The sequence below is a fragment of the Paenibacillus sp. 79R4 genome, assembly GCF_013393165.1.
In the GTDB taxonomy this organism is placed as follows: Bacteria; Bacillota; Bacilli; order Paenibacillales; family Paenibacillaceae; genus Fontibacillus.
The window spans coordinates 39,680-60,410 of the sequence record NZ_QJOT01000006.1; the positions used below are offsets into that span (position 1 = coordinate 39,680).

At 47.4% G+C, this 20,731-nt stretch carries 17 protein-coding genes; 15 read left to right on the plus strand and 2 right to left on the minus strand.

Going from position 1 to position 20,731, the window contains the following annotated elements; all coding sequences use genetic code 11:
• Nucleotides 1-12 precede the first annotated feature (12 nt).
• The 4 genes from DMN77_RS09910 to DMN77_RS09925 all read left to right on the plus strand — a co-directional run bounded on the left by DMN77_RS09910 (nucleotide 13) and on the right by DMN77_RS09925 (nucleotide 7,536).
• Complete coding sequence (locus tag DMN77_RS09910; protein ID WP_068781517.1) at nucleotides 13-891, plus strand: carbohydrate ABC transporter permease; 879 nt, start codon at nucleotides 13-15, stop codon at nucleotides 889-891.
• A 99-nt stretch (nucleotides 892-990) separates the two neighbouring features.
• A complete protein-coding gene (locus DMN77_RS09915; protein ID WP_179014721.1) occupies nucleotides 991-3,225 on the plus strand; it encodes an amylo-alpha-1,6-glucosidase in 2,235 nt (744 codons plus the stop codon).
• Between the two features lie 160 nt (nucleotides 3,226-3,385).
• Nucleotides 3,386-3,940 (plus strand): GNAT family N-acetyltransferase, encoded by a 555-nt coding sequence (locus DMN77_RS09920; RefSeq protein ID WP_068781393.1) that lies wholly within the window; start codon nucleotides 3,386-3,388, stop codon nucleotides 3,938-3,940.
• Between the two features lie 284 nt (nucleotides 3,941-4,224).
• Nucleotides 4,225-7,536, plus strand: coding sequence for a discoidin domain-containing protein (locus DMN77_RS09925; protein ID WP_483874235.1), 3,312 nt, complete (start codon nucleotides 4,225-4,227; stop codon nucleotides 7,534-7,536).
• A 65-nt stretch (nucleotides 7,537-7,601) separates the two neighbouring features.
• On the opposite strand, the gene DMN77_RS09930 is transcribed toward DMN77_RS09925, so the two are convergent.
• Nucleotides 7,602-8,291 (minus strand): Crp/Fnr family transcriptional regulator, encoded by a 690-nt coding sequence (locus tag DMN77_RS09930; RefSeq protein ID WP_179014724.1) that lies wholly within the window; start codon nucleotides 8,289-8,291, stop codon nucleotides 7,602-7,604.
• Nucleotides 8,292-8,667: 376 nt separating this feature from the next.
• Between DMN77_RS09930 and DMN77_RS09935 the strand changes: the two genes are divergently transcribed.
• A complete protein-coding gene (locus DMN77_RS09935; RefSeq protein ID WP_179014726.1) occupies nucleotides 8,668-9,411 on the plus strand; it encodes an HAD-IIB family hydrolase in 744 nt (247 codons plus the stop codon).
• A 102-nt stretch (nucleotides 9,412-9,513) separates the two neighbouring features.
• Here the strand turns inward: DMN77_RS09935 and DMN77_RS09940 are convergent, their stop codons facing one another.
• On the minus strand, nucleotides 9,514-10,695 hold the full coding sequence (locus DMN77_RS09940) for a multidrug effflux MFS transporter (protein ID WP_068781389.1): 1,182 nt from the start codon (nucleotides 10,693-10,695) through the stop codon (nucleotides 9,514-9,516).
• Nucleotides 10,696-11,014: 319 nt separating this feature from the next.
• Here DMN77_RS09940 and DMN77_RS09945 point away from each other — a divergent pair, with 319 nt between their 5' ends.
• The 10 genes from DMN77_RS09945 (at nucleotide 11,015) to DMN77_RS09990 (ending at nucleotide 20,719) form a co-directional block, all read left to right on the plus strand.
• Nucleotides 11,015-11,557: a GNAT family N-acetyltransferase gene (locus tag DMN77_RS09945; RefSeq protein ID WP_068781388.1), complete on the plus strand. Its 543-nt coding sequence runs from the start codon at nucleotides 11,015-11,017 to the stop codon at nucleotides 11,555-11,557.
• A 247-nt stretch (nucleotides 11,558-11,804) separates the two neighbouring features.
• Nucleotides 11,805-12,491: a class I SAM-dependent methyltransferase gene (locus DMN77_RS09950; RefSeq protein WP_179014727.1), complete on the plus strand. Its 687-nt coding sequence runs from the start codon at nucleotides 11,805-11,807 to the stop codon at nucleotides 12,489-12,491.
• Entirely contained in the window at nucleotides 12,488-14,059 is a 1,572-nt protein-coding gene (locus DMN77_RS09955) for an ABC transporter substrate-binding protein (protein ID WP_179014729.1), read from the plus strand. The genes DMN77_RS09950 and DMN77_RS09955 overlap by 4 nt, the downstream gene beginning before the upstream one ends.
• Before the next feature lies 1 nt (nucleotide 14,060).
• Nucleotides 14,061-14,999 carry an ABC transporter permease gene (locus DMN77_RS09960; protein ID WP_179014730.1) on the plus strand — a complete coding sequence of 313 codons (939 nt, stop codon included), beginning with the start codon at nucleotides 14,061-14,063 and terminating at the stop codon, nucleotides 14,997-14,999.
• Entirely contained in the window at nucleotides 14,999-15,784 is a 786-nt protein-coding gene (locus DMN77_RS09965; RefSeq protein WP_179014732.1) for an ABC transporter permease, read from the plus strand. Before DMN77_RS09960 ends, DMN77_RS09965 begins: the two co-directional genes overlap by 1 nt.
• Entirely contained in the window at nucleotides 15,777-16,487 is a 711-nt protein-coding gene (locus DMN77_RS09970) for an ATP-binding cassette domain-containing protein (RefSeq protein WP_068781383.1), read from the plus strand. The genes DMN77_RS09965 and DMN77_RS09970 overlap by 8 nt, the downstream gene beginning before the upstream one ends.
• Entirely contained in the window at nucleotides 16,477-17,133 is a 657-nt protein-coding gene (locus DMN77_RS09975; protein ID WP_179014738.1) for an ABC transporter ATP-binding protein, read from the plus strand. Before DMN77_RS09970 ends, DMN77_RS09975 begins: the two co-directional genes overlap by 11 nt.
• Nucleotides 17,134-17,285: 152 nt before the next feature.
• On the plus strand, nucleotides 17,286-18,263 hold the full coding sequence (locus DMN77_RS09980) for an AraC family transcriptional regulator (protein ID WP_068781381.1): 978 nt from the start codon (nucleotides 17,286-17,288) through the stop codon (nucleotides 18,261-18,263).
• Nucleotides 18,264-18,468: 205 nt separating this feature from the next.
• Nucleotides 18,469-19,656 (plus strand): MFS transporter, encoded by a 1,188-nt coding sequence (locus DMN77_RS09985; protein ID WP_179014740.1) that lies wholly within the window; start codon nucleotides 18,469-18,471, stop codon nucleotides 19,654-19,656.
• Between the two features lie 67 nt (nucleotides 19,657-19,723).
• Nucleotides 19,724-20,719, plus strand: coding sequence for an ABC transporter substrate-binding protein (locus DMN77_RS09990; protein ID WP_256872337.1), 996 nt, complete (start codon nucleotides 19,724-19,726; stop codon nucleotides 20,717-20,719).
• Nucleotides 20,720-20,731: the final 12 nt, after the last annotated feature.

Genomic DNA, 20,731 nt, shown 5'->3' on the forward strand with positions numbered 1-20,731 from the left:
GGGGTGGCTCCCATTACCGCTCAAACTTTAAAAAGCCGCATTGCCGATCTTGTTATTTGGATTCTATTGCTGGCATTAACCTTATCTTGTCTCGTTCCACTGCTTAATCTGGTGGCGATATCTTTCAGTGATAACGCGGCAGCTTCCGCGAATCTCGTAAGTATATTTCCGGTGAACCCGACCTTAAGCTCCTATGACAAGCTGCTGTCGGACTCCCAGTTCTGGCGTTCATTTATGATCTCCGTTGAACGGGTAGTGCTAGGCTTGCTCGTTAATATGACATTAATGATTCTGACCGCCTACCCGCTTTCCAAGAGCCCAAGGCAATTCCGGGGCCAGAAGGTGTATATGAACATCGTGATTTTCGCCATGCTGTTCTCGGGCGGTCTGATTCCTACCTTTATGGTCGTCAAGGAGCTTCATTTGCTGGATTCTATCTGGTCGCTGATCCTGCCCGGGGCTGTTCCGATCGGCAACGTCATCCTGCTGATGAACGCCTTCCGCGGGGTGCCGAAATCGCTGGAGGAAGCGGCGACGATCGACGGAGCTTCGCAATGGACCATCCTGCTGCGGATCTTCCTGCCTGTGGTATTGCCAACATTGGCAACGGTGATGTTGTTCACGATTGTCGGTCACTGGAATGACTACTTCGGAGCGTTGGTGTATATTAATAAAACTTCCAACTATCCGCTGCAAACGTATATTCAGCAGTTAAGTGTAGAGGTTCAGAACATTACCGATCCGGAGAAATTGATGGAGCTTGCCAAAATTTCCGACCGGACGCTGAATGCAGCCAAAATTGTTGTCTCGACCTTGCCGCTGCTTATGATCTATCCTTTCATGCAGAAATACTTCGTATCAGGAATTGTAGTAGGTTCGGTCAAAGAATAAACCTGCTGCGGTTAAATAAAATAAACTCGCCAGGGGCCGCTGTGATCTTTCATGGCGGCCTCGCGTCTAGGCGAATGTAATGAATACAGGAGGTTAGCTATGCATAATCATCAACCGGGCAGCAAGGCTCTGGATGAGATGAAGATATTCGTTCCCGCGCAAGCGAACAGGGCCATTTCATTTACCAATAAAGAGGCGGCTTTTTACTTCACCCAGTCTCACGAGACGAATCATATGGAACATGCTCACTTTGCAGGCCTGAATATTGCCAAGCAGCGGATTTTTAGCGGTTACGGACTGAGGGCTGATCAGGTGGAGCTGGATAACCGTAAATCCGAGGTTTACGTATATCCTTACAAGCTGGAGCGGATTTATGGGGGTGGTCTTACAGAAGAGCTATGGATGTTCGATGCCAAAAATATTGTAGAGATCGGGATCGCCGGGGCTGTAAATACGATAGGAATCGAATTAAAGGGCGAGCAGCTTGATCCTATTGGAAGCCAAGAGGAAGCGGTTATCTTTCATTCCATGGAGGGGAATTGGATCATTGCTGTGAGTTCCATCGATGGACAAGCGGTTCAGCTTGAGGATCATCTTATATCATCGAAGGCAAACACCGGCGGGTTTTATATTGCTGTCGCCAAGACTGCGGATGAAGCGATCGCCTTGATTCATACGGCGAGAAGCGATCGACGCCGCTGGAAGCGAGAGCGTATACAACGTATGGAGAAGTTCCTGCAGCAGCAAGTTCCTCTGGCCAGCAGTGATCCGGAGCTCGTACTAGCAATGGACTGGATGAATATTACGATGGACCAACTAGTGACGAAGCAGCAGGGTGACGGCATATATGCCGGACTGCCTTGGTTCAATGAATATTGGGGGAGAGATCAGTTTATTTCTTTGCCAGGGGCTTGCCTTGTAACAGGTCAATTCGAGACCGCCAGGAATATTCTGCTCTCCTTCACCGAGTTCCAGAATACGGATGAGCTGTCGATCTTCTTCGGTCGAGTGCCCAATATCCTGGCTCCAGAAAATATTGATTACCATACGACAGATGGTACACCTCGCTTCATTATCCAACTGCAGGATTATGTGAAGTATTCCGGAGATACGCAGATTATTAAAGAGCTTTACCCTGCCGTCCGCAACAGTATTGAAGGGGCAATCAAAAATTGGGTGGACGATAAAGGCTATCTGATGCATGCGGATAATGAAACGTGGATGGATGCGAGGGACGCCGATCTGAACTCTTATTCGCCGCGTGATACGCGGGCCAATGATATTCAGGCGCTGTGGCACAATCAGTTACGCGCTGGCGTTTACTTCGCGGAATTCATGAACGATAAGGAGAACGCCGGCAAATGGAACGAAATTGCCGCGAAATTGCGGCTGAATTTTGCTGCGGATTTCCGGGATGAGACGCATCCTTATTTGGCGGATCGCCTGGACGCGCAGGATCAAGCGGAATTTGCCCTAAGGCCGAACCAATTGTTCGCCTTTGACCTGCTCGAAGATGAGGATTTCAAATGCCGTGCGACGCGCACAGCCTGGGAAGAGCTGGTCTACCCATGGGGCGTTGCTTCTCTCGATCGGTCTCATCCGTTATTTCATCCTTTTCATCTGACCCCTCACTATCATAAGGATGCGGCTTACCACAACGGGGCGGTATGGCTATGGCTGAACGGGATTGCTATGCAGCGGATGATTGAGCTGGGACAGGAGGAGACGGCATATAAGCTGTTCAAAAATATGAATTGGCAGGCTTTGAATCTTGGAGTCGTCGGTGGATTAGCTGAGAACATGGATGCCTATCCACAACCAGGCGAGAGATGGGCCAAGCTGACCGGGGCTTATCTGCAAGCCTGGTCGAATGCCGAGCAGCTTCGCGTATGGTATCAGTATTTCCTCGGTCTGCGCCCTGATCTGATTCAGCACACCTTGACGATTGCGCCGAGAATTCCAGCGGAATTGCAGTCGCTGGATTATCTGGTGAAGGTAGGGACGGGCCAGATCCAAGCCAGCTATAAGCGGAATAACGCTTATCGGACTTATCATTATAGCTTCGCTGATATTGCTGTCGGGGTAGTCATAGACATAGCACCGTTTGAAATCGCCAGGCTTGAGGTTCAGCCCGGTTGCGAATTAACGGTGAAGCAGATGGAGGATCATCTGCAGCTTACCCTGCAGGACAAGGACGCCAAGGTTATCAAGGAGCTAAGGGCTAACTTATCTGCAGCCCGGACGGTTGAAGCCGAGCGAAATCGCAAACAGCTCCTTGGTATTGCATTTGCGGAGCCATTAGACTTGGAGCACCACCCTGTAATTAAGCTATAGAACTATTAGCCAATTTAAGAAGCATTCCTTATATAGCGGGGCAGCTATTTGGGGAATGCTTTCATCATTTCATCCTTTGAATTTCAAATAAAGGGTATCCGTACCCTAATTATAAGATGTATAATCATGGAAAGAAATAAGCGAGAAAGGGCGGTCGATCATGAAGCTGTTCCCTCAGTTGGAGACGGAAAGATTTATTCTACGCAAGCTGACGGCGGCGGATGCCGGCGATTTATTCCATTATTTCTCGAATGATGAAGTAACCAAGTATTATGAGGTAGAGAGCTTCGTAGAGCTGAAGCAGGCGCAGGATCTAATCCAGTCGTGGAACAGCCGTTATATTAAGAAGATCGGGTTCCGCTGGGCGATTGCAGAGAAGTACAGCAATAAAGTGATTGGTACATGCGGTTATCGCAATTGGGTAAAGGATCACTACAAAGCGGAGATTACCTTCGAGCTGAATCCGACCTACTGGGGACAGGGAGTGATGTCGGAGGTGCTGCAGGAGATTATGCGCTTTGGCTTCGAGGATCTGGGTCTGAACCGTATTGAAGCCTACATTGATCCTGACAATATCAGATCCAGATATTTGCTGGAGAAGACGGGATTTTATGAGGAAGGTTATCTGAAGCAATGCTTTTATGAAAAAGGCCAGTTCGTCGATGCCGTGTTGTTCTCGTTATTGAAGGAGCAATACCGCGATAAGTTAAAATGAAGCTAAAAATCAGCAAATCCGCAGGACGGAGATGCTGATTTTTTGTGTTCGGCATAAAACCAGCCAGACCTAATCAGATGGAATATTATTGAAAATAGACATCATTTCAGTAGTTTTGACCATTATATGCAAAATATAAAGCTTCTATAATTAAATAAAATCGTAGAGAGGAGGATTATTCAGGAGATTCCGGCGCTTTTAATAGAATCGTTTACTTTTTAATTATATGACTGAGGAGGAGTACAATGCATAATAGATTTGCTGTATGTTTCCTTGTCGTCGTCATGCTTGTCTCGAGCTTGTTCATCGGTTCAAGTGCTCCTGCAACGGCAGCAGGCGGTACCAACCTGACCTTGGGCAAAAATGTAACAGCGAGCGGTCAAGCTGATGTTTATAATCCAAACAATATCAAAGACAGCAACCAGGCAACCTATTGGGAGAGTGCCAATCAGGCATTTCCGCAATGGATACAAGTCGACCTGGGGACAGCTACCAGCATAGATCAGATTGTATTGAAGCTGCCGATCCATTGGGAGACGCGCACACAGACGCTTGCGGTTCAAGGCAGCATGGATAGTTCAAATTACAGCGATATAGTCGCTTCCAAGGATTATGAATTCAATCCTCAAGCTAACGGCAACGCGGTAACGATCAGCTTTGCAGCAACGACCACCCGCTATGTTCGGCTGTATATAACAGGAAATACCAGCTGGCCTGCCGCCCAGTTATCCGAATTAGAAATCTATGGCGCGGATGATCCGCTTCCTCCGGTAGACCCGCCGGAAGGCAATAATATCGCTGCTGGCAAGCCGATTAGCGCTTCGTCGAACACGCAAGCTTATATCGCTGCCAATGCTAATGATGATGACCTCAACACCTACTGGGAGGCTAACGGCAATCCGGGTACGCTGACCGTGGATTTAGGTGCGAACCACGATATTACATCGATTGTACTGAAGCTAAATCCGTCATCCCAATGGGGTGCACGCACGCAGACGATCCAGGTATTGGGCCAGGACCAGAATGAGTCCTCGTTCCACAGCCTTGTTCCATCCCAATCCTATGCGTTTCATCCTGCAACAGGCAATACGGTGACGATTCCGGTTACGGCGACAGCAAGGCAGGTGCGCTTGAATATTACGGCCAATTCCGGTGCTCCGGGCGGGCAGATTGCTGAATTCCAGGTATACGGTACACCGGCTGCCAATCCGGACCTGACCATTACCGATATGTCCTGGTCGCCTGCATCTCCTTCGGAGGTCAACGCAATTACGTTGAATGCTACGGTCAAGAATAAAGGCAATTCTGCATCTGCAGCAACGACAGTTCATTTCTATTTGAATAATGAGCTTGTTGGCTATACTCAAGTGGACGCTCTGGCAGTGAATGATTCGGCGATTGTCTCGATCAATGCCGGGGTTAAGACGGCGAGCGAATACAGCGTCAGCGCCAAGGTGGACGAAGCGAATACGGTCATTGAGCAGAACGAGGCGAATAACAGCTATACGCACCCCGTATCGCTGATCGTATCGCCTGTTGCAAGCTCCGATCTTGTGGGGACCGTCACTTGGTCTCCAAGTACTCCGCTTGAAAGTGATGCCGTATCGTTTACAGTCAATTTGAAAAACCAGGGAACCGTAGCTTCTGCTGATGGAGCGCATGCGGTTTCGGTTATACTGAAAAATTCGGCGGGCGCTACCGTGCAGAGCTTCACGGGTTCCTATAATGGACAATTAGCTGCAGGGGCGTCAGCTAATATAAATATTCCCGGCACGTGGGCAGCCGTAAATGGCAGTTATACGGTAACGGTCGTCGTCGCTGCCGACGCAAATGAACTTGAGAGCAAGCAGGCGAATAATACGAGTATCGCCAATCTTACCGTGTACTCAGCTCGGGGGGCAAGCCTGCCTTACAGCCGCTACGACACGGAAGATGCGGTACTTGGCGGCGGTGCTCAATTGAAGACAGCGCCCACCTTCGATCAGGCATTGACTGCATCAGAGGCCTCCGGCCAGAGCTATGTCTCTTTGCCGTCTAGCGGCTCTTATCTGGAATGGACAGTGAAGCAAGGACAGGGTGGGGACGGAGTTACGATGAGATTTACGATGCCGGATTCCTCCGATGGAATGGGGCTGAATGGGTCCCTGGACGTCTACGTCAACGGAACCAAGTCCAAGACCATCCCGTTGACATCCTATTATAGTTGGCAATACTTCTCCGGCGATATGCCGGCGGATAATCCGGGAGGAGGACGCCCGTTGTTCCGGTTCGATGAGGTGCATTGGAATATGGACACGCCTCTGCAGCCAGGAGATAAGATTCGTATTCAGAAGAATAATGGAGATGCCTGGGAATATGGTGTGGACTTCATTGAGGTCGAGCCTGTGGCGGCAGCGATCGCTCGTCCGGCTAACTCGGTATCTGTAACGGATTACGGAGCAATTGCGAATGACGGTCAGGATGACCTTGACGCCTTCAAAGCAGCGGTAAATGCAGCGGTCGCTTCCCACAAAACGCTGTATATTCCGGAAGGCAACTTCCATCTCGGCGGCATGTGGGAGATCGGCTCTGTCAACAATATGATTGGTGATCTTCAAATTACGGGTGCCGGCATCTGGCATACGAATATCCAGTTCACAAATCCCAATGCTGCTTCAGGTGGAATCTCGCTCCGTATTAACGGCAAGTTGGATTTCAGCAATATTTATCTGAATTCAAATCTGCGCTCACGTTATGGCCAGAATGCCGTCTACAAAGGTTTCATGGACAACTTCGGAACCAATTCCACGATCCATGATGTGTGGGTCGAGCATTTTGAATGCGGCTTCTGGGTTGGTGATTATGCGCACACGCCAGCTATTCATGCCAATGGCTTGGTGATCGAGAACAGCCGGATACGGAATAATCTGGCCGATGGCGTCAATTTCGCGCAGGGAACCAGCAACTCTATTGTTCGGAACAGCAGTCTACGCAACAATGGCGATGATGCTCTGGCCGTCTGGACGAGCAATACGAACGGAGCCCCTGCAGGCGTTAATAATTCCTTCTCCTATAATACGATCGAGAATAACTGGCGGGCTGGAGGGATTGCCTTCTTCGGGGGAAGCGGGCATAAGGCGGATCATAATGTAATCACGGATTGCGTTGGCGGCTCCGCCATTAGAATGAATACCGTGTTTCCCGGATATCACTTCCAGAACAACACGGGGATTGAGTTCTCCGATACAACAATCCTCCGATGCGGAACGAGCAAAGATCTCTACAATGGAGAGCGGGGAGCGATTGATCTTGAAGCCTCTAATGATTCGATTCGCAACGTGACCTTCAATAATATCGACATTATCGACACACAGCGGGATGCCATTCAATTTGGCTACGGCGGAGGCTTCGAAAATATCGTGTTCAATAACGTTCATATCGATGGCACCGGACTTGACGGAGTGACGTCATCACGCTTCTCGGGCCCGCATCTGGGCGCAGCCATATTTACCTATACCAATAATGGCACAGCGGTGTTTAATAATCTGACCACTCAGAATATTGCGTATCCGAACGGAAATTATGTTCAAAATGGCTTTAATCTGATCATTCATTAATAAAACATGCTGATATCCGGCATCCCAATCCATGATACCCGCCGAGGTTCTTCCTCGGCGGGTATTTATTCATAACGAATGCCCCCCGATAATTCCTCTAATTGCGCCCAGTCCGAAATGACGAGCTGCTTCTTCTCTTTGATAACCACGTTCATATCGATCAGCTTGTGAATAACACGGTTAAGATGCCGTGGGGTGGTACCGATTAATGAAGCAATCTCAGAAATATGCGGGGTCAGGATTTCTTTGCCGAATTCATTTTGTTGCCTTGTCGTCAATAGGTAGCTGGCGAAACGTTCCTCCACCGAGCCTAACAAATTGACTCTTGAAGCGGCGGTGCAGGTTTGCAGCTTATAAGACAGCTGTCTCAGCAGCTCATGCAAGAAGCCATGCTCCTGCATGAGAACGGTATCCACCGTTGGCTTATTTATGAATAAGAAGGAAGCGCGTTGAACGGCTTCGACTTGGGACTGAATGACAACCTTCTGAATTAGCTCGATATCTCCAAATACGGATAAAGGATGGCAGAACCGCAGCAGAAGGGACTTGCCTGTCTCAACACTGGACGAGACCCGGGTTCTGCCTTCAACTTGAAAATAAATGCCGTCCAGGTCAGCACCTTCGCGGAGTATGACCTCGCCACGTTCGTATGTGCGAAGCTGTAGAGGGAGCTTGTCCGGTTGCGGAAATATGTGCTCCAGATGATATTGCTGGATATAGTCATAAATGCGTTTCTGATCAAGCTTCGTCTTCATAAGTATCTGGCTCCTCCTATAGTAAAACGACGCGTCTAGCAACATAATCCTACTGTACCCCAGAATCGGGAAATCCGGCAAATCGTCTTGGCTTTCCGGGTATCTCTTGCATGGTTGCTTATCACTGACAAGCATTTTTTACACTTTTTTTCAAATGAAGCCATTTTTGAATATCCCGTAAAAGTATAAAAAATCGGAGTTTTATTATATAGTTTCAATAAATCCCCAAGGGTACCGGCAAGAAAACGGAAGCTGAGGGGAAGAAGCGAAAAGTAGAAGAGATTCAAAATTCCGGACATATGTCCTTTTCATTGCACAAATAATTGCTATGATGTAGAGGCAATACGCTTATTAAGGGAAAAGAAGGAGTTCAACGATGAAGTTTGTGTTTGATTTGGACGGGACGATTATCTTCTCTGGCAAACCTCTAAGTGAATCAATGACCCAGGCGCTTGATCAACTGGTGGCCGCGGGGAATGAGGTTGTCTTCGCTTCTGCAAGACCGATCCGCGATTTGCTGCCGGTGCTGCCGGCTCATCTGCATCCATCTCCAATCGTTGGGGGAAACGGGGCCTTTGTAGCGAATCAAGGCCGGATTCTCTCGACGATTCATTTCGATGAACAGACGAAGGGGCGCATCACCGGATTGATAGAGAAATATAAAGCAGGTTATCTTATCGACAGTGAATGGGATTATGCGTATTCCGGGGATGAGTACCATCCCATTCGGCGCAATCTCGATCCTGAGCAGCGGGCTGAGAACAGGCGCCTGGAACAATTGGATGAACTGGTGAAAGCCGTTATTCTGCATTGCGAGGAGCCGGAACAGATGCTGGATGAGCTGCGACAGCTTCCGGTCGTTATCCATATGCACGGTTCTGAGGATATTATCGATATCAGTCCGACAGGTGTAAGCAAATGGGCCGGTCTTCAGGCGCTTGGCTTGCAGCCGCAGCAGTTCATTGCCTTCGGTAATGATGCCAACGACATCTCGATGTTTGAGCAAGCGCAGCACTCCGTTTGCGTTGGAGATCATGAGGGTCTATTGAGAGTGGCAAGCGAACAGGTCCCTGCGGATGAGGGCCAAGTGATTAAGAGAATAGAGAAGTTTCTGGTTTAATATAAAAGGGCAGTCCTGTTTAAGTGCAGGACTGCCCTTTTTACTATAATTGCCCCGAATGACACTCCTTATAAACCATGAAGTGATATAAAGCCTATCGTCTTATTTTACAATAATATATTTCCGGCCTAGCAGCCACATGCTGCTGCTGATGGCCAGGAAATAGAGCGGCATCGTCAGCAGCGATCCATTATGCAGCAGGCTCATGCCCCAGGTTGCCAAGCTCACCAGCAGGTAATAGCCCAGGCTAAATACCGCACCTGCGGTACCGATAACATCGTGGAAACTAACCAGAGAAAGGCTCAGACAGTTCGGCAGGGCAATGCCCGATCCGATGAGCATAACAAACAAGGCAATCAAAATACCGAGCAGCATCCAGATATCAGGCAGCATGGATAAGCTGCTGGCTCCGGTTAGAAGAAATGCTCCTCCAGTCATTACCAAGCAGCCTATATGGATAATTTTCTCCGGCGCAACCTTGGTTAATAGTCTCTTGGAGATCATTGCGCCAAGGACGGAAGCCATGGCAACGATAATACCCAAGAAGCCGTAGATTCCTGGTGACATGCGGAAATATTCAATGAACAGGAACGGTGCTTCCGCATAATAGCTGAACAGAACACCGTTGATGCCGCCAATGAGCAGCCCGAATACGAGTACTCGCGGCGATGCCGCCATTCTTCGCATAACCGGCATAACGGCAACTTTCGTCCGGGTGGATACATCTGTCGTTTCCGGCAATCTTAAGAACGCATACAGGAACAGCAGAACACTCATGAGGACTAACGCAAAGAATACTGCCCGAAAGCCAAAATATTGGTCAATCCAGCCGCCAATCAGCGGCCCGACAGCGGGAGTGAAGGCGATAACCGCAGATATTTGTGCGAACATCACATGGCGTTTCTCTCCGGATACACTTTCACGCAGCATGGTCTGGGTGATGACCGATCCCGTGGCTGCTCCGAAGGCCTGGATGAAACGGCTGGCCAGCAGCAGCTCGATAGAGCCTGAGTAATAGCACATCAGACTTCCAACCCCATAAACAAGCAGTCCGCTGAGCATAGCGGGTCTGCGGCCGATCAAATCGGAAAGCCAGCCCCAGCAGAAGACGCCGATCGCAAAGCCGATAAAATAAATGCTCAGTGTTAATTGTACAGAGCTGTTGGAGACACCAAGCGATGCCGAAATATCCGGCAGGGACGGTGTGTAGATGGTCTCGCTAATCTGTGGAAAAGCGACAAGAACAATCATTAATAACAGCGATGGAACCGCATATTTTTTCATTTTATTTAGCCCTCCTACAAGCTAATATTCTGTCTATGAATGACAACAAGAATATGAGCCTAGCTAGGGAAACGGGGGCATCATAACAGCAATACGGCCGTATATCATCATTTCGTTCAGATTCCTTTCATATGTATGTGTAGGAGGGTTGATCAAATATTTACAATACTCGGGTTACCTTAACATATGGCGGAATGTGGAGTCAAACGCAAATCCATTTTTTAGTTGGAATGAACGAGGATTCAAAGTAAAATGAGAAAAATAAGCCTGAGCTTGGCATGATTGAGGTAGCAAGAGACAGGACCTGGAGGTGGGTTGGATGCAATTTGTAACAAAACGGTTGATCATTAGGGAATTTAAGCTGGAGGATATAGCAGATGTTCACAAATATGCTTCGAACCCATTGGTGACGAGACATATGATCTGGGGGCCAAATACGGAGGAAGAGACCAAGGAATATATGGAAATGGTCATTGGACAGCAGCGGCAAATGGTTCGTCAGGATTTTGAGTTTGCTGTAGTGCTTGGGGGAACGGGAGAGCTTATCGGAGGCTGCGGTCTTCACATCAGCGGGTCCAGACAAGGGGAAATGGGGTATTGCTTCAACCATCCGTACTGGGGCCAGGGATATGCAACGGAAGCTGCGGGCGCGATGCTTCGTTTTGGGTTCCAACAACTGGGCCTTCACAGGATTTATGCGACATGTCGGCCGGATAACCCCGGCTCCGCCAAGGTCATGCAGAAGAACGGGATGAAGTATGAGGGACATTTGCGAGAGCATTTGTGGCATAGGGGAAAATGGCATGATTCTCTCCAATATTCGCTGCTGGAGTCCGAATTCAGCGCTGTGGAGCCCCGGTGATCATCTGTGAAGTCGATAATATTGGTTCATGCTTATGACTTGTAACAGGCTTCGTGGAGACGATGAAGAATGGAGCGCCGGTCTTCGCCGGCTTTTATTTGAGCTAGACGGAATTAAACAGCCGATCTAGCTTTTTTTGTTATAAATTCATTTTTATAGGTCAAATTTGGTTGAAAGCACAAAAATTCTATGTTATCGTTGATAACGAGAATCATTCTCAATTACAAAGAGATATTGGAGGGATACCATGGTACAAGAATATGATATTTGGTGGCAGGAAGGCGATAATGGTGATCAGGAGATGGAAGAAAGCCATCAAACGGGATGGCAACAAGTAATTGAACTTATCGATTCCGAGGATATCGAGCATCGCAAAGTATTGGATTTCGGCTGCAATCAGGGAGGGTTCTTGCGAGCCTTATATGATTGCATCACGTTTGACCACGCTTGTGGTATGGATATGGCAAGAAAAGCGATTGAGGTGGCGAAAGAACGCGTCGGCGCTTACCCGATTGAATATTTTCATACCGGAGATGCCAATTCATTAAACAGAAAATTCCACACCGTTGTGAGCACCTCGGTTTTATACTTAATTGAAGATTTGGATGAGCACTTTAGCACGATCAGCAATGTACTTGAAGAAAACGGGGTTTATTACGCCTCTTTTGCAGATCAATCGAAAAATCCAAGCTTACATTATATGAAGGAAAAAATCGATAAATTTGGCGCGACAAAGATGCAAAACAAGACGCTGACAGAAGTAGTCGATCAGCTGGTTGAACACGGATTTTCTGTTGAATTGCGAAAGGAGCATACTAAACCGTTTTACGAGGTGACACAGTATAAAGAATTTTATTTATCTGTGGATGACTATATTATGGCTTGTGAAAATTCTTACTTGATTAAAGCGAAAAAAGTGGGTAGAGGTAAATGAAAAAACGAATCACAGGTATATTGTTGGGACTCGTCATGCTCTATACTCCGGGTTGCGCATCCCATGAATCCAATGCTTCAAACCAGCAGAGCCAGGAAGTTCCTGGGATTAATATTGCGATTACCAGTGAAGGCAAGGCGGATTTATTGGATGCTACGTCTTACGATTCGGCAATGGCTTTGTATGGCGCCGTTTATGAGCCGTTGGTAGAATACGGGGAAAAAGGAATATTTAAACCGGGGTTGGCAGAGTCGTGGGAAATCCTGGAGGGCGGCAAAAAATATGTGTTTCATTTAAAAAAGGGAATGAAGTTTTCAGATGGTAGCGATGTCACTGCTGAAGCAGTCCGATTTACGATAGAGCGGGCAAAATATAAGAATCCATCAACCACGTTACAGACCTTGATGAATCTGGAAAAAATCGAGGCCGTGGATGAGTTAACGGTTGAGATGTATTTCTCTGAAGTGTCTAATCAAGTGTTAGCTGAATTGTGCCAGACACGGCCCTTAAGGGTTATGAGTCCCCATTCGGTTGCAGGTCAGGACATTACAGGGGAGTTTAAACAGGCCATTGGGTCAGGGCCATTTATCGTGAAGGACAGCACGGCAGAGCATACCGTTTTGGAACCCAACCCCTACTTTAATCAGGGGAATCCTGTGAGTTACCAAGTAACCTTTCAAATGATTGAGGACGGCAGCTCGAGAACTTTGGCGCTCAAAAGCGGTGAGATTGATATTGTAGGTGGGACATTAAGCAATATTACGGATATGGATATTGATGTCCTAAAATCAGATCAGAGCTATCAGGTCCATGAATTTCCGGGTACGATGTCTCACTTCTTGGCCTTCAATCCGGATAATAAGCTATTAAACAGTCCCGTCCGAAAGGCCATCGAACTGGCTATTAATAAAGCAGCCTTATCCAATAAGAAGCTGACGGGGTTATTCCAGCCTAATGTTCAGTATGTGACGGACGGCAATCAAGAGGCATCCGTCTATGATGTGAATAAAGCCCGCCGTCTCTTGGAATCAGAAGGCTATACAGAGAACAAAGACGGATATTATGAAAATGAAAACGGCGGGCTAGTATTTGACCTGGTGATCCAAACCGCGGAATTCCCTGAATGGAAAGAAAAAGCGGAGCTGATCGAAAGCGATCTGAAAAAAGCAGGTGTAAAAATCAATATTAGCATCCAGGACCGTGAAAGCTATTACGATGTATTGTGGAATACCAAAAAATACGATTTAATCTTTTACCGTACTTATACAGATGCATTGCTGCCATACAGCTTTTTAAATTCCTTATACCATAACACAAACGAGGCTCATGGTGTGCTGACCAATGATTCCAAGCTCACGCAGCTATTGGATGATTTTGGACAAACCGCAGATGCGGGGCAGCAGCAAACCATCTTTGATGCCATTTTCAAACGGATATCCGAAGAGGCATTGGCTATACCTATCGAATATAAAAATGAGCAGTTTGTAACGTCTCGTAAAATTGCCCAATTTCAATATTCCGGCTTATCGGATGCGCCGATCGACTTTAAAGCGTTAATGGTGGAATAAGATGAATAAAGCGTTTTTGCTCCGAAAAACTCTGCGTCTTCTAATGAGCTTGCTTTTATTTTCCTTTTTATTGTACGGGCTGCTCTATCTCTCAACCGGTGATCCGGCGTTAGGGCTGCTTAGAAGGCTGGGAGTGCAAGCTGCGTCACAGCAAGTAATTGAGGAGACTAGAGCAGGCTTGGGAATTAACGGAGGATTTTGGCAGCAATATATCCGCTGGCTTTTTAATATGATGCAAGGCGATTTTGGACGCTCATTTATGACGAATGCCCCAGTACTGTCAGCTATTGTGGACAAACTAGCGGTAACTCTGCAGTTAATGGGCAGCTCCTTTATTCTCTATGTTGCTTTTTCCCTTGGCCTGGGGAGTCTGATAGGAAATTTCTCTTTCGCTCAGGGACTGAAGCCAATATTATCTATTGTGCTTTCCTTCCCGATTTATTGGCTCGCCTTATTAGCTATTTTTATTTTTGGGGTGCAGCTAAAGTGGTTCCCCTTTATAGGAAGCAGTACTAGCAAGCATTTCATGTTGCCCGTTATTGTCATTTGCCTGTCAGAAGGCAGTTATTTAGCGAAAATGGTAGGGGATCTGGTAGGAACGGTGGCCCATAGTGAACGACAGGTTGTGGCCAAGTTCAGGGGAATAAAGTGGTATTACCGTTTCTATTACCAGCTAAAAGAAGTGTTTGTCCCGTTGATTACCTTGTACGGGAATAGCTTGACGCATTTGTTTGGAGGCACGATCCTGATCGAGATTATTTTCAGCATTTCGGGGCTGGGAAAATTGCTGATGGATGCCATTTCGGCAAGGGACTATCCGGTCATTCAGGGAATAACCCTGATCGTCGCGTGCGCAACCTTCTTATTAAATTATTTGATGGATTTGCTTATAGAAAAAATGGACAGCAGAATACAGATTCATCCTCAGAGGGGGAAGTGATGAGAAGGAAGGCAATACTTGCTTTGGCTTGCAGTATCATTTGCTTGCTGGTTGTTATGCAGCTTCAAAGTCCTTATACCATTGATAAAGCAAATTCTTTACAAGGGATCAGCTGGGAGCACTGTTTTGGCACAGATTACTTGGGAAGAGATTTGTTCAGTCGGGTCATTTACGGGAGTCTCAATTCTATTGTAGTTGCTTGTATTTCTTTATGTGGCGTGGTGCTGCTCAGCCTTATTATAGGCGGAATTGCTGGACTGCTGGGCGGTATAGCAGATGCAGGTCTTATGATCGTGGCAGATATTATGATTAGTATTCCGTCCATCCTGTTAGCGCTGGTGTTTACAGGTTTATTTACCAACTCCATGATGACTGTCATGTTTGCGTTAGTGATTAGCTGGTCCGGCAAATACATCCGATATATTCGCAATCTAGTCTTAAATATCCGCAAAGAAGAGTACATTATTTTGGCACCGCTGCGAGGCTCCTTTCGCATGCATACATTAGTTCACCATATTTTCCCCAACGTGCTGCCAGAATTGCTCTCTTTATTTATGACGGATCTAGGCAAGGTTATTTTAAGTATTTCCGGATTATCTTTTTTGGGCATTGGCGTTCAACCGCCTACACCTGAACTCGGAACCATTCTATACGACGGCAAAGCCTATTTCTTTATCACACCGCGGCTATTTATTTTTCCGGGACTTGCGCTAAGTGCAATTATGCTGATTACGCAATTTGCCAGCCGGCAAATAAGTAAAAAGTGGGGGCCAACTCATGATTAAGTTAGAAGAATGTTCAGTACAGTGGAAGGAACAGCAGCTGCTGTCCTCGATCAACTTACATGTATATGAAGGGGATTTCTTTTGCTTAATTGGCGAAAGCGGGGGCGGGAAAACTTTGCTTAGCCGCTTGATGCTTGGTTGGCTGCCCAAAGGTTTCGAGGTGAGCGGCACAATATCCGCAAAGCAAGATAAAATGGAAATTATTTTACAAAACCCGATCGGGAGCATGCAAGCAAACAGTAAAGTCGGTGCTCAGTTTCACCATTTATTAAAATCAAAAGGTATTAAAGAGAAGCGAAGAAGAGAGCAGCAGATGATGCAAATCCTTGCATCAGTGGGCTTCTCCAATATGGGGGAAATATTGAACAAGCGGCCTTTTCAGCTAAGCGGCGGGATGTGTCAAAAGATCGCGATTGCGATGGCCTTGATTTCGCAGCCTGAAATTATTATTGCTGATGAACCGACCAGTGCCCTGGATGCGGAAAGCCAGCAAAATATGATGACCTTGCTGTGGAATATTTACCGGGAAAGGGGCCTGACGATCGTATTGATTACCCATAATTTGAATATGGTGAGGGAATACGGAACCCATGTAGGCATTGTAAAAGAGGGAAGGCTGATTGAGGCAGGCACAACCAGGCAAGTCTTAACGAACCCTCAAGAAAAATATACTCAGGAGCTGATAGAGATATTTGAACGGTGATACTCATATTTTGCAAGTTTCCCAGTTGACCAAGGCTTACCGGCATCAAGTTATTTTTCGAAATCTCAATCTGGTTATTAACAAAGGAGAATGGGTAGGGGTTATTGGTGATAATGGCTCCGGGAAATCCACCTTGGCCAAAACTATTATGGGCTTAGAAGACGGTGCAGAAGGCTACATTTACTTGGGTAATCGAAGCAAGGATCACTTCAGTAGGAACGAATGGGTACAAGAGGTTCAATTAGTGACGCAGTATACCCGCAATGCGCTGGATCCAACGAAGAAAATACGCGAATTACTGCTTGAACCATTGCGATTATTCCAACTGGCTAATAAGAAGGAGGGCCTGGCAAAGATAGGGCAGATGTTAGAATCCTGTAGTCTGTCCTTGGACCTATTGGATCAACGGCCCCGGGAAATAAGTGGCGGCCAATATCAAAGAATATGCATCGCCCTGGCTTTATTGGTTCAGCCCAAGCTAATGATATGTGATGAAGCCACCGCAAGCCTGGATATGATTAATGAATTGCGAATCATTGAGTTGTTAAAGCGGAATACGGAAATGGCGGTGCTGTTTATTTCCCATAATCAAGAATTAGTTACCCGGGTGTGCGATAGATGTATCTATATGAGGAAGTTTCTGTAGCCCTAGAGATTCTATATCGCTGCGGTGAAGAAATGGTTCAGGAAGTGGTCAGGACCACCCAGGCTAAGGATAAAAGGGTTGCTTATTCATATTTTCCGTAATAGAATTTATGGATATGATAATCGTTCTCATTTAAAAGAGGTGAAAAGTTTATGAAGAATACCGATTTTCATCTCAACTTCAATTTATTCTTTGATGGCCTGGGACTACAGCGGCAATATACCGACCGCTCTGAACCGATGAAGCTGAGCTCGTTCATGGGGACGGGGCAGGTTCAGCGTTATGTGCCCCGCCAGGATATGAATATTGTCGTCTCTGAGATGACCTTTCAACGTGAACTTGATATCTCGCTTGAAACCGGCATGCCGATGATCGAGCTTCACTATTGTTCACAGGGCACTCGGCAGTTTAGTGTGGATGGGGAGGAGTATCATTTTGCTCCGGGCATGATCAGCTTGCAGCTTATTCGCGAGACAAAGGTACGGTTCGAGTTCGAGGAAGAACGGCCTTATCAAATGCTCGGAATCGGGATTCCGGTTTCTACTTTTCATCATTTCTTAGAGGGGGCTGACCACAGCAGGCCGGTTGATTTCAATACGCTGCTGGGTCAACGGAATTACCGCGTCTTCCAGGAGAAAGTTGATCCGGCCTCTTCCATGGCTATAAGGCGTCTGATGCAGACATTACAGCAAAAAAGCACCAGTAATCTGGAGTTGGAGTGTAGTGTGCTGGAATTGCTGTCCTCCTCGTTTCAGTCGCTGCTGATTGAACGTAACACATCGAATTTATCGAATAGCGATATAGACAAAATAAAAAGGGCGCGGGAAATCATTCTGGAATGGATGGCGGACCCGCCTACACTCATGGAACTATCGCGGATGATCGGCTTAAATGATTATAAATTGAAGGTTGGCTTTAAAGAGATGTATGGCACAACGGTCTTCGGATATTTGCGGGAGAAGAGGCTGGAGAAGGCGCTGCTTCTGCTTCAGGAAGGCAATATGAATGTTTATGAGACCACGCTTGCCGTCGGATATTCTAATCCAAGCTATTTTGCGCAAGCATTTCGGGATAAGTATGGGGTAACCCCGGGAAGTCTGACGCGACGTTCTTCAATCTCAGGCCCTTAATGCTCAAATGTAAAAAAATATTGCACAAATGAACTGCTCTTTGGAGCAGTTTTTTTGTTATCTTGCCCATTCCCTTGAACCGTATAAATATTCCGTCCAGTGGTGGAGAGGGAGCTTTCATCCAAGGTAATATGAACAAGTGATAATGAAAATCATTTGCATTGACAAATGAGGTTCGAAACAGCGATAGATGGGAGTGAAAGATATGAAATACAGATTCACTGTAATGTTTCTTATTGTATTATGCGGCATGATATCGATCGCTGCCTTCAATCCGATTATCGGCCCGCTATCCCGGAATTTGGGCCTTAGCGAGTTTCAGTCGGGCTGTCTGGTGTCGGTAGCCGGTCTTTGCTGGCTGCTCGGAGGCTACTTCTGGGAGAAACAAACCTTCATGAGCCGGAAAAAGATGCTGGCGTCCATTATGTTTGTCTATTTGATCACGCTGGTCGTATTTGCTCTCCTTGCGGATTATGCAGCGGCTCATGGGCAGGGTTCAGCGGGTTTATTCTGGGTTTTCTTCCTGCTGCGCGCGGTCGCAGGCTTCTTCTTCGGCGGTATCCCGGCCAAGGCGCAAGCTTATGTGATGGGCTGGACAACACAAGAGACGCGGACGAAGGGGATGGCTTTATTTGGAGCCGCGAACGGACTCGGGTTCGTATTAGGCCCGGCGATGAGCGGCGGCATGGCGGCGATTGGACTGACCGCCCCGATGTACGCTGTAGCTATACTGCTTGCCCTGATGATGATTCTGCTGGGGTTGCTGATCGAAGATGAACCGCAGCAGAAGGCGATCCGCAGCGCCAAGACTTCTTCGCTCTCGCCGCTGGATGGAAGAATTCGCCTGTATCTATGGGTTGGTCTGATGCTCTCTTTTGCCTTGAATATTGTTCAAGTGACCATCGGTTTCTATGTTCAGGACAATCTTGGTTATGATGCCCGCCAGGCCACACAATTGATCGGGCTGGGATTGGCTCTGTCAGGAGTCATGGTCGTACTCTCGCAGATCGTAATCAGCAAGCTGAAGTGGAAATCGGATCATGTATTGCGGATTGGATTGCTGTTTGTTGTACTCGGTCTACTGGGGCTTGTCACCTTTATCCAATATGCCTATGTTGATTTCCTGCTTCTCGGAATCGGGATTGGCTTTACATTGTTGGGCTATAGTGCAGGAGCGTCGCTGGCCGTACGGGATGAGGAACAGCGGAGTGTCGCTTCTTATATCGCCGCTTTGCAGGGAGGGGGCTCCTTCCTCGGACCTGTGACAGGAACCGCATTATATACGGCAAATATAGCCGCTCCGTATTCATTTTGTGTGCTGTTGATTTGTGTAACCGGTCTCTTCTCATTAAGAAGAAAGACGGTTCGTGTTCCGTCTGACCTATCGCAATAAGTCTTCAAAATGAAGCGGGCAAGCTGAAAATAGGAAGGGAAATGATCAATAAGGGGGTAGTTCAGAGATGAAAGTGCAGAGAATGGCACGTATTAGTACGTTTGGTTTATTGATTTTTATGTTGCTGCTGGTCGCCGGTTGCGGCAGGTCTGACAAGGGACAGGCCGGTACAGTTCCGAGCGAGAGGGCTGCGGTGACTGGAGGGAATTCATCGCAGTCGCCTACACGAACAGTTCAGGACGCCAAGGGAGAGGTCACCATTCCCGCTGAACCCAGACGAATCGCTGATATTTCCGGCTCTACGGAAGAATTGCTGGTGCTTGGCTTCCAGCCTATATTAACCGGGAATACCGATATGGGAAATCCCGCTGAAGCAACGCCGCTTCTTAAAGAGAAGCTGGATCCAAACACGCTCATCGGCGGCTGGTTCCAGACAGAAGTGGATGTAGAGGCCGTGATGGCAGCCGAGCCCGACTTGATTCTGGCTGGGCCAACGCAGGAGAAAATCTATGATCAACTGTCGAGAATCGCTCCAACCGTTCGGGTTCCTTATGGTTTTAATGCTTTTCGGGACCGTTTTGCTTTTGTCTCCGCAGTGCTGGATAAGCATGAGGTGATGGAGCAATGGATGGCGGAATACGAAGCTCAAGCCGTCAAGGACAGGGAGAGAATTCAGGCGAAAACCGGGACAGAGAACTTTGCGATCATTGAGGCGACGCAGAAGGAGATTCGAATTTATTCCCGCACCGGCATCGCCGACATGATCTATAACGATCTCCGGCTTCCCCCGGCGCCGGGCTTGCCTGAGCCTGATGCGTGGGGCGGCAAAGTGACTAGCCTTGAGGGGCTGTCCACGCTGAATCCTGATCATCTGATTTTGATGGCCGATAGCTCGGATAACGTTCTGGAGAAGAGCAGTATCTGGAACAGCCTGAAGGCCGTTCAGGCAGGCAAGGTATATCGTATGACAAGCCGCCAGAATTACAATGAAGCCTTCTTTGCCCTGGGCAAGAAATCGCTGATGAACCAGCTTGTCGAGGATATCCTGAAAGGCTCACAATAAGCGTTTTGTGAA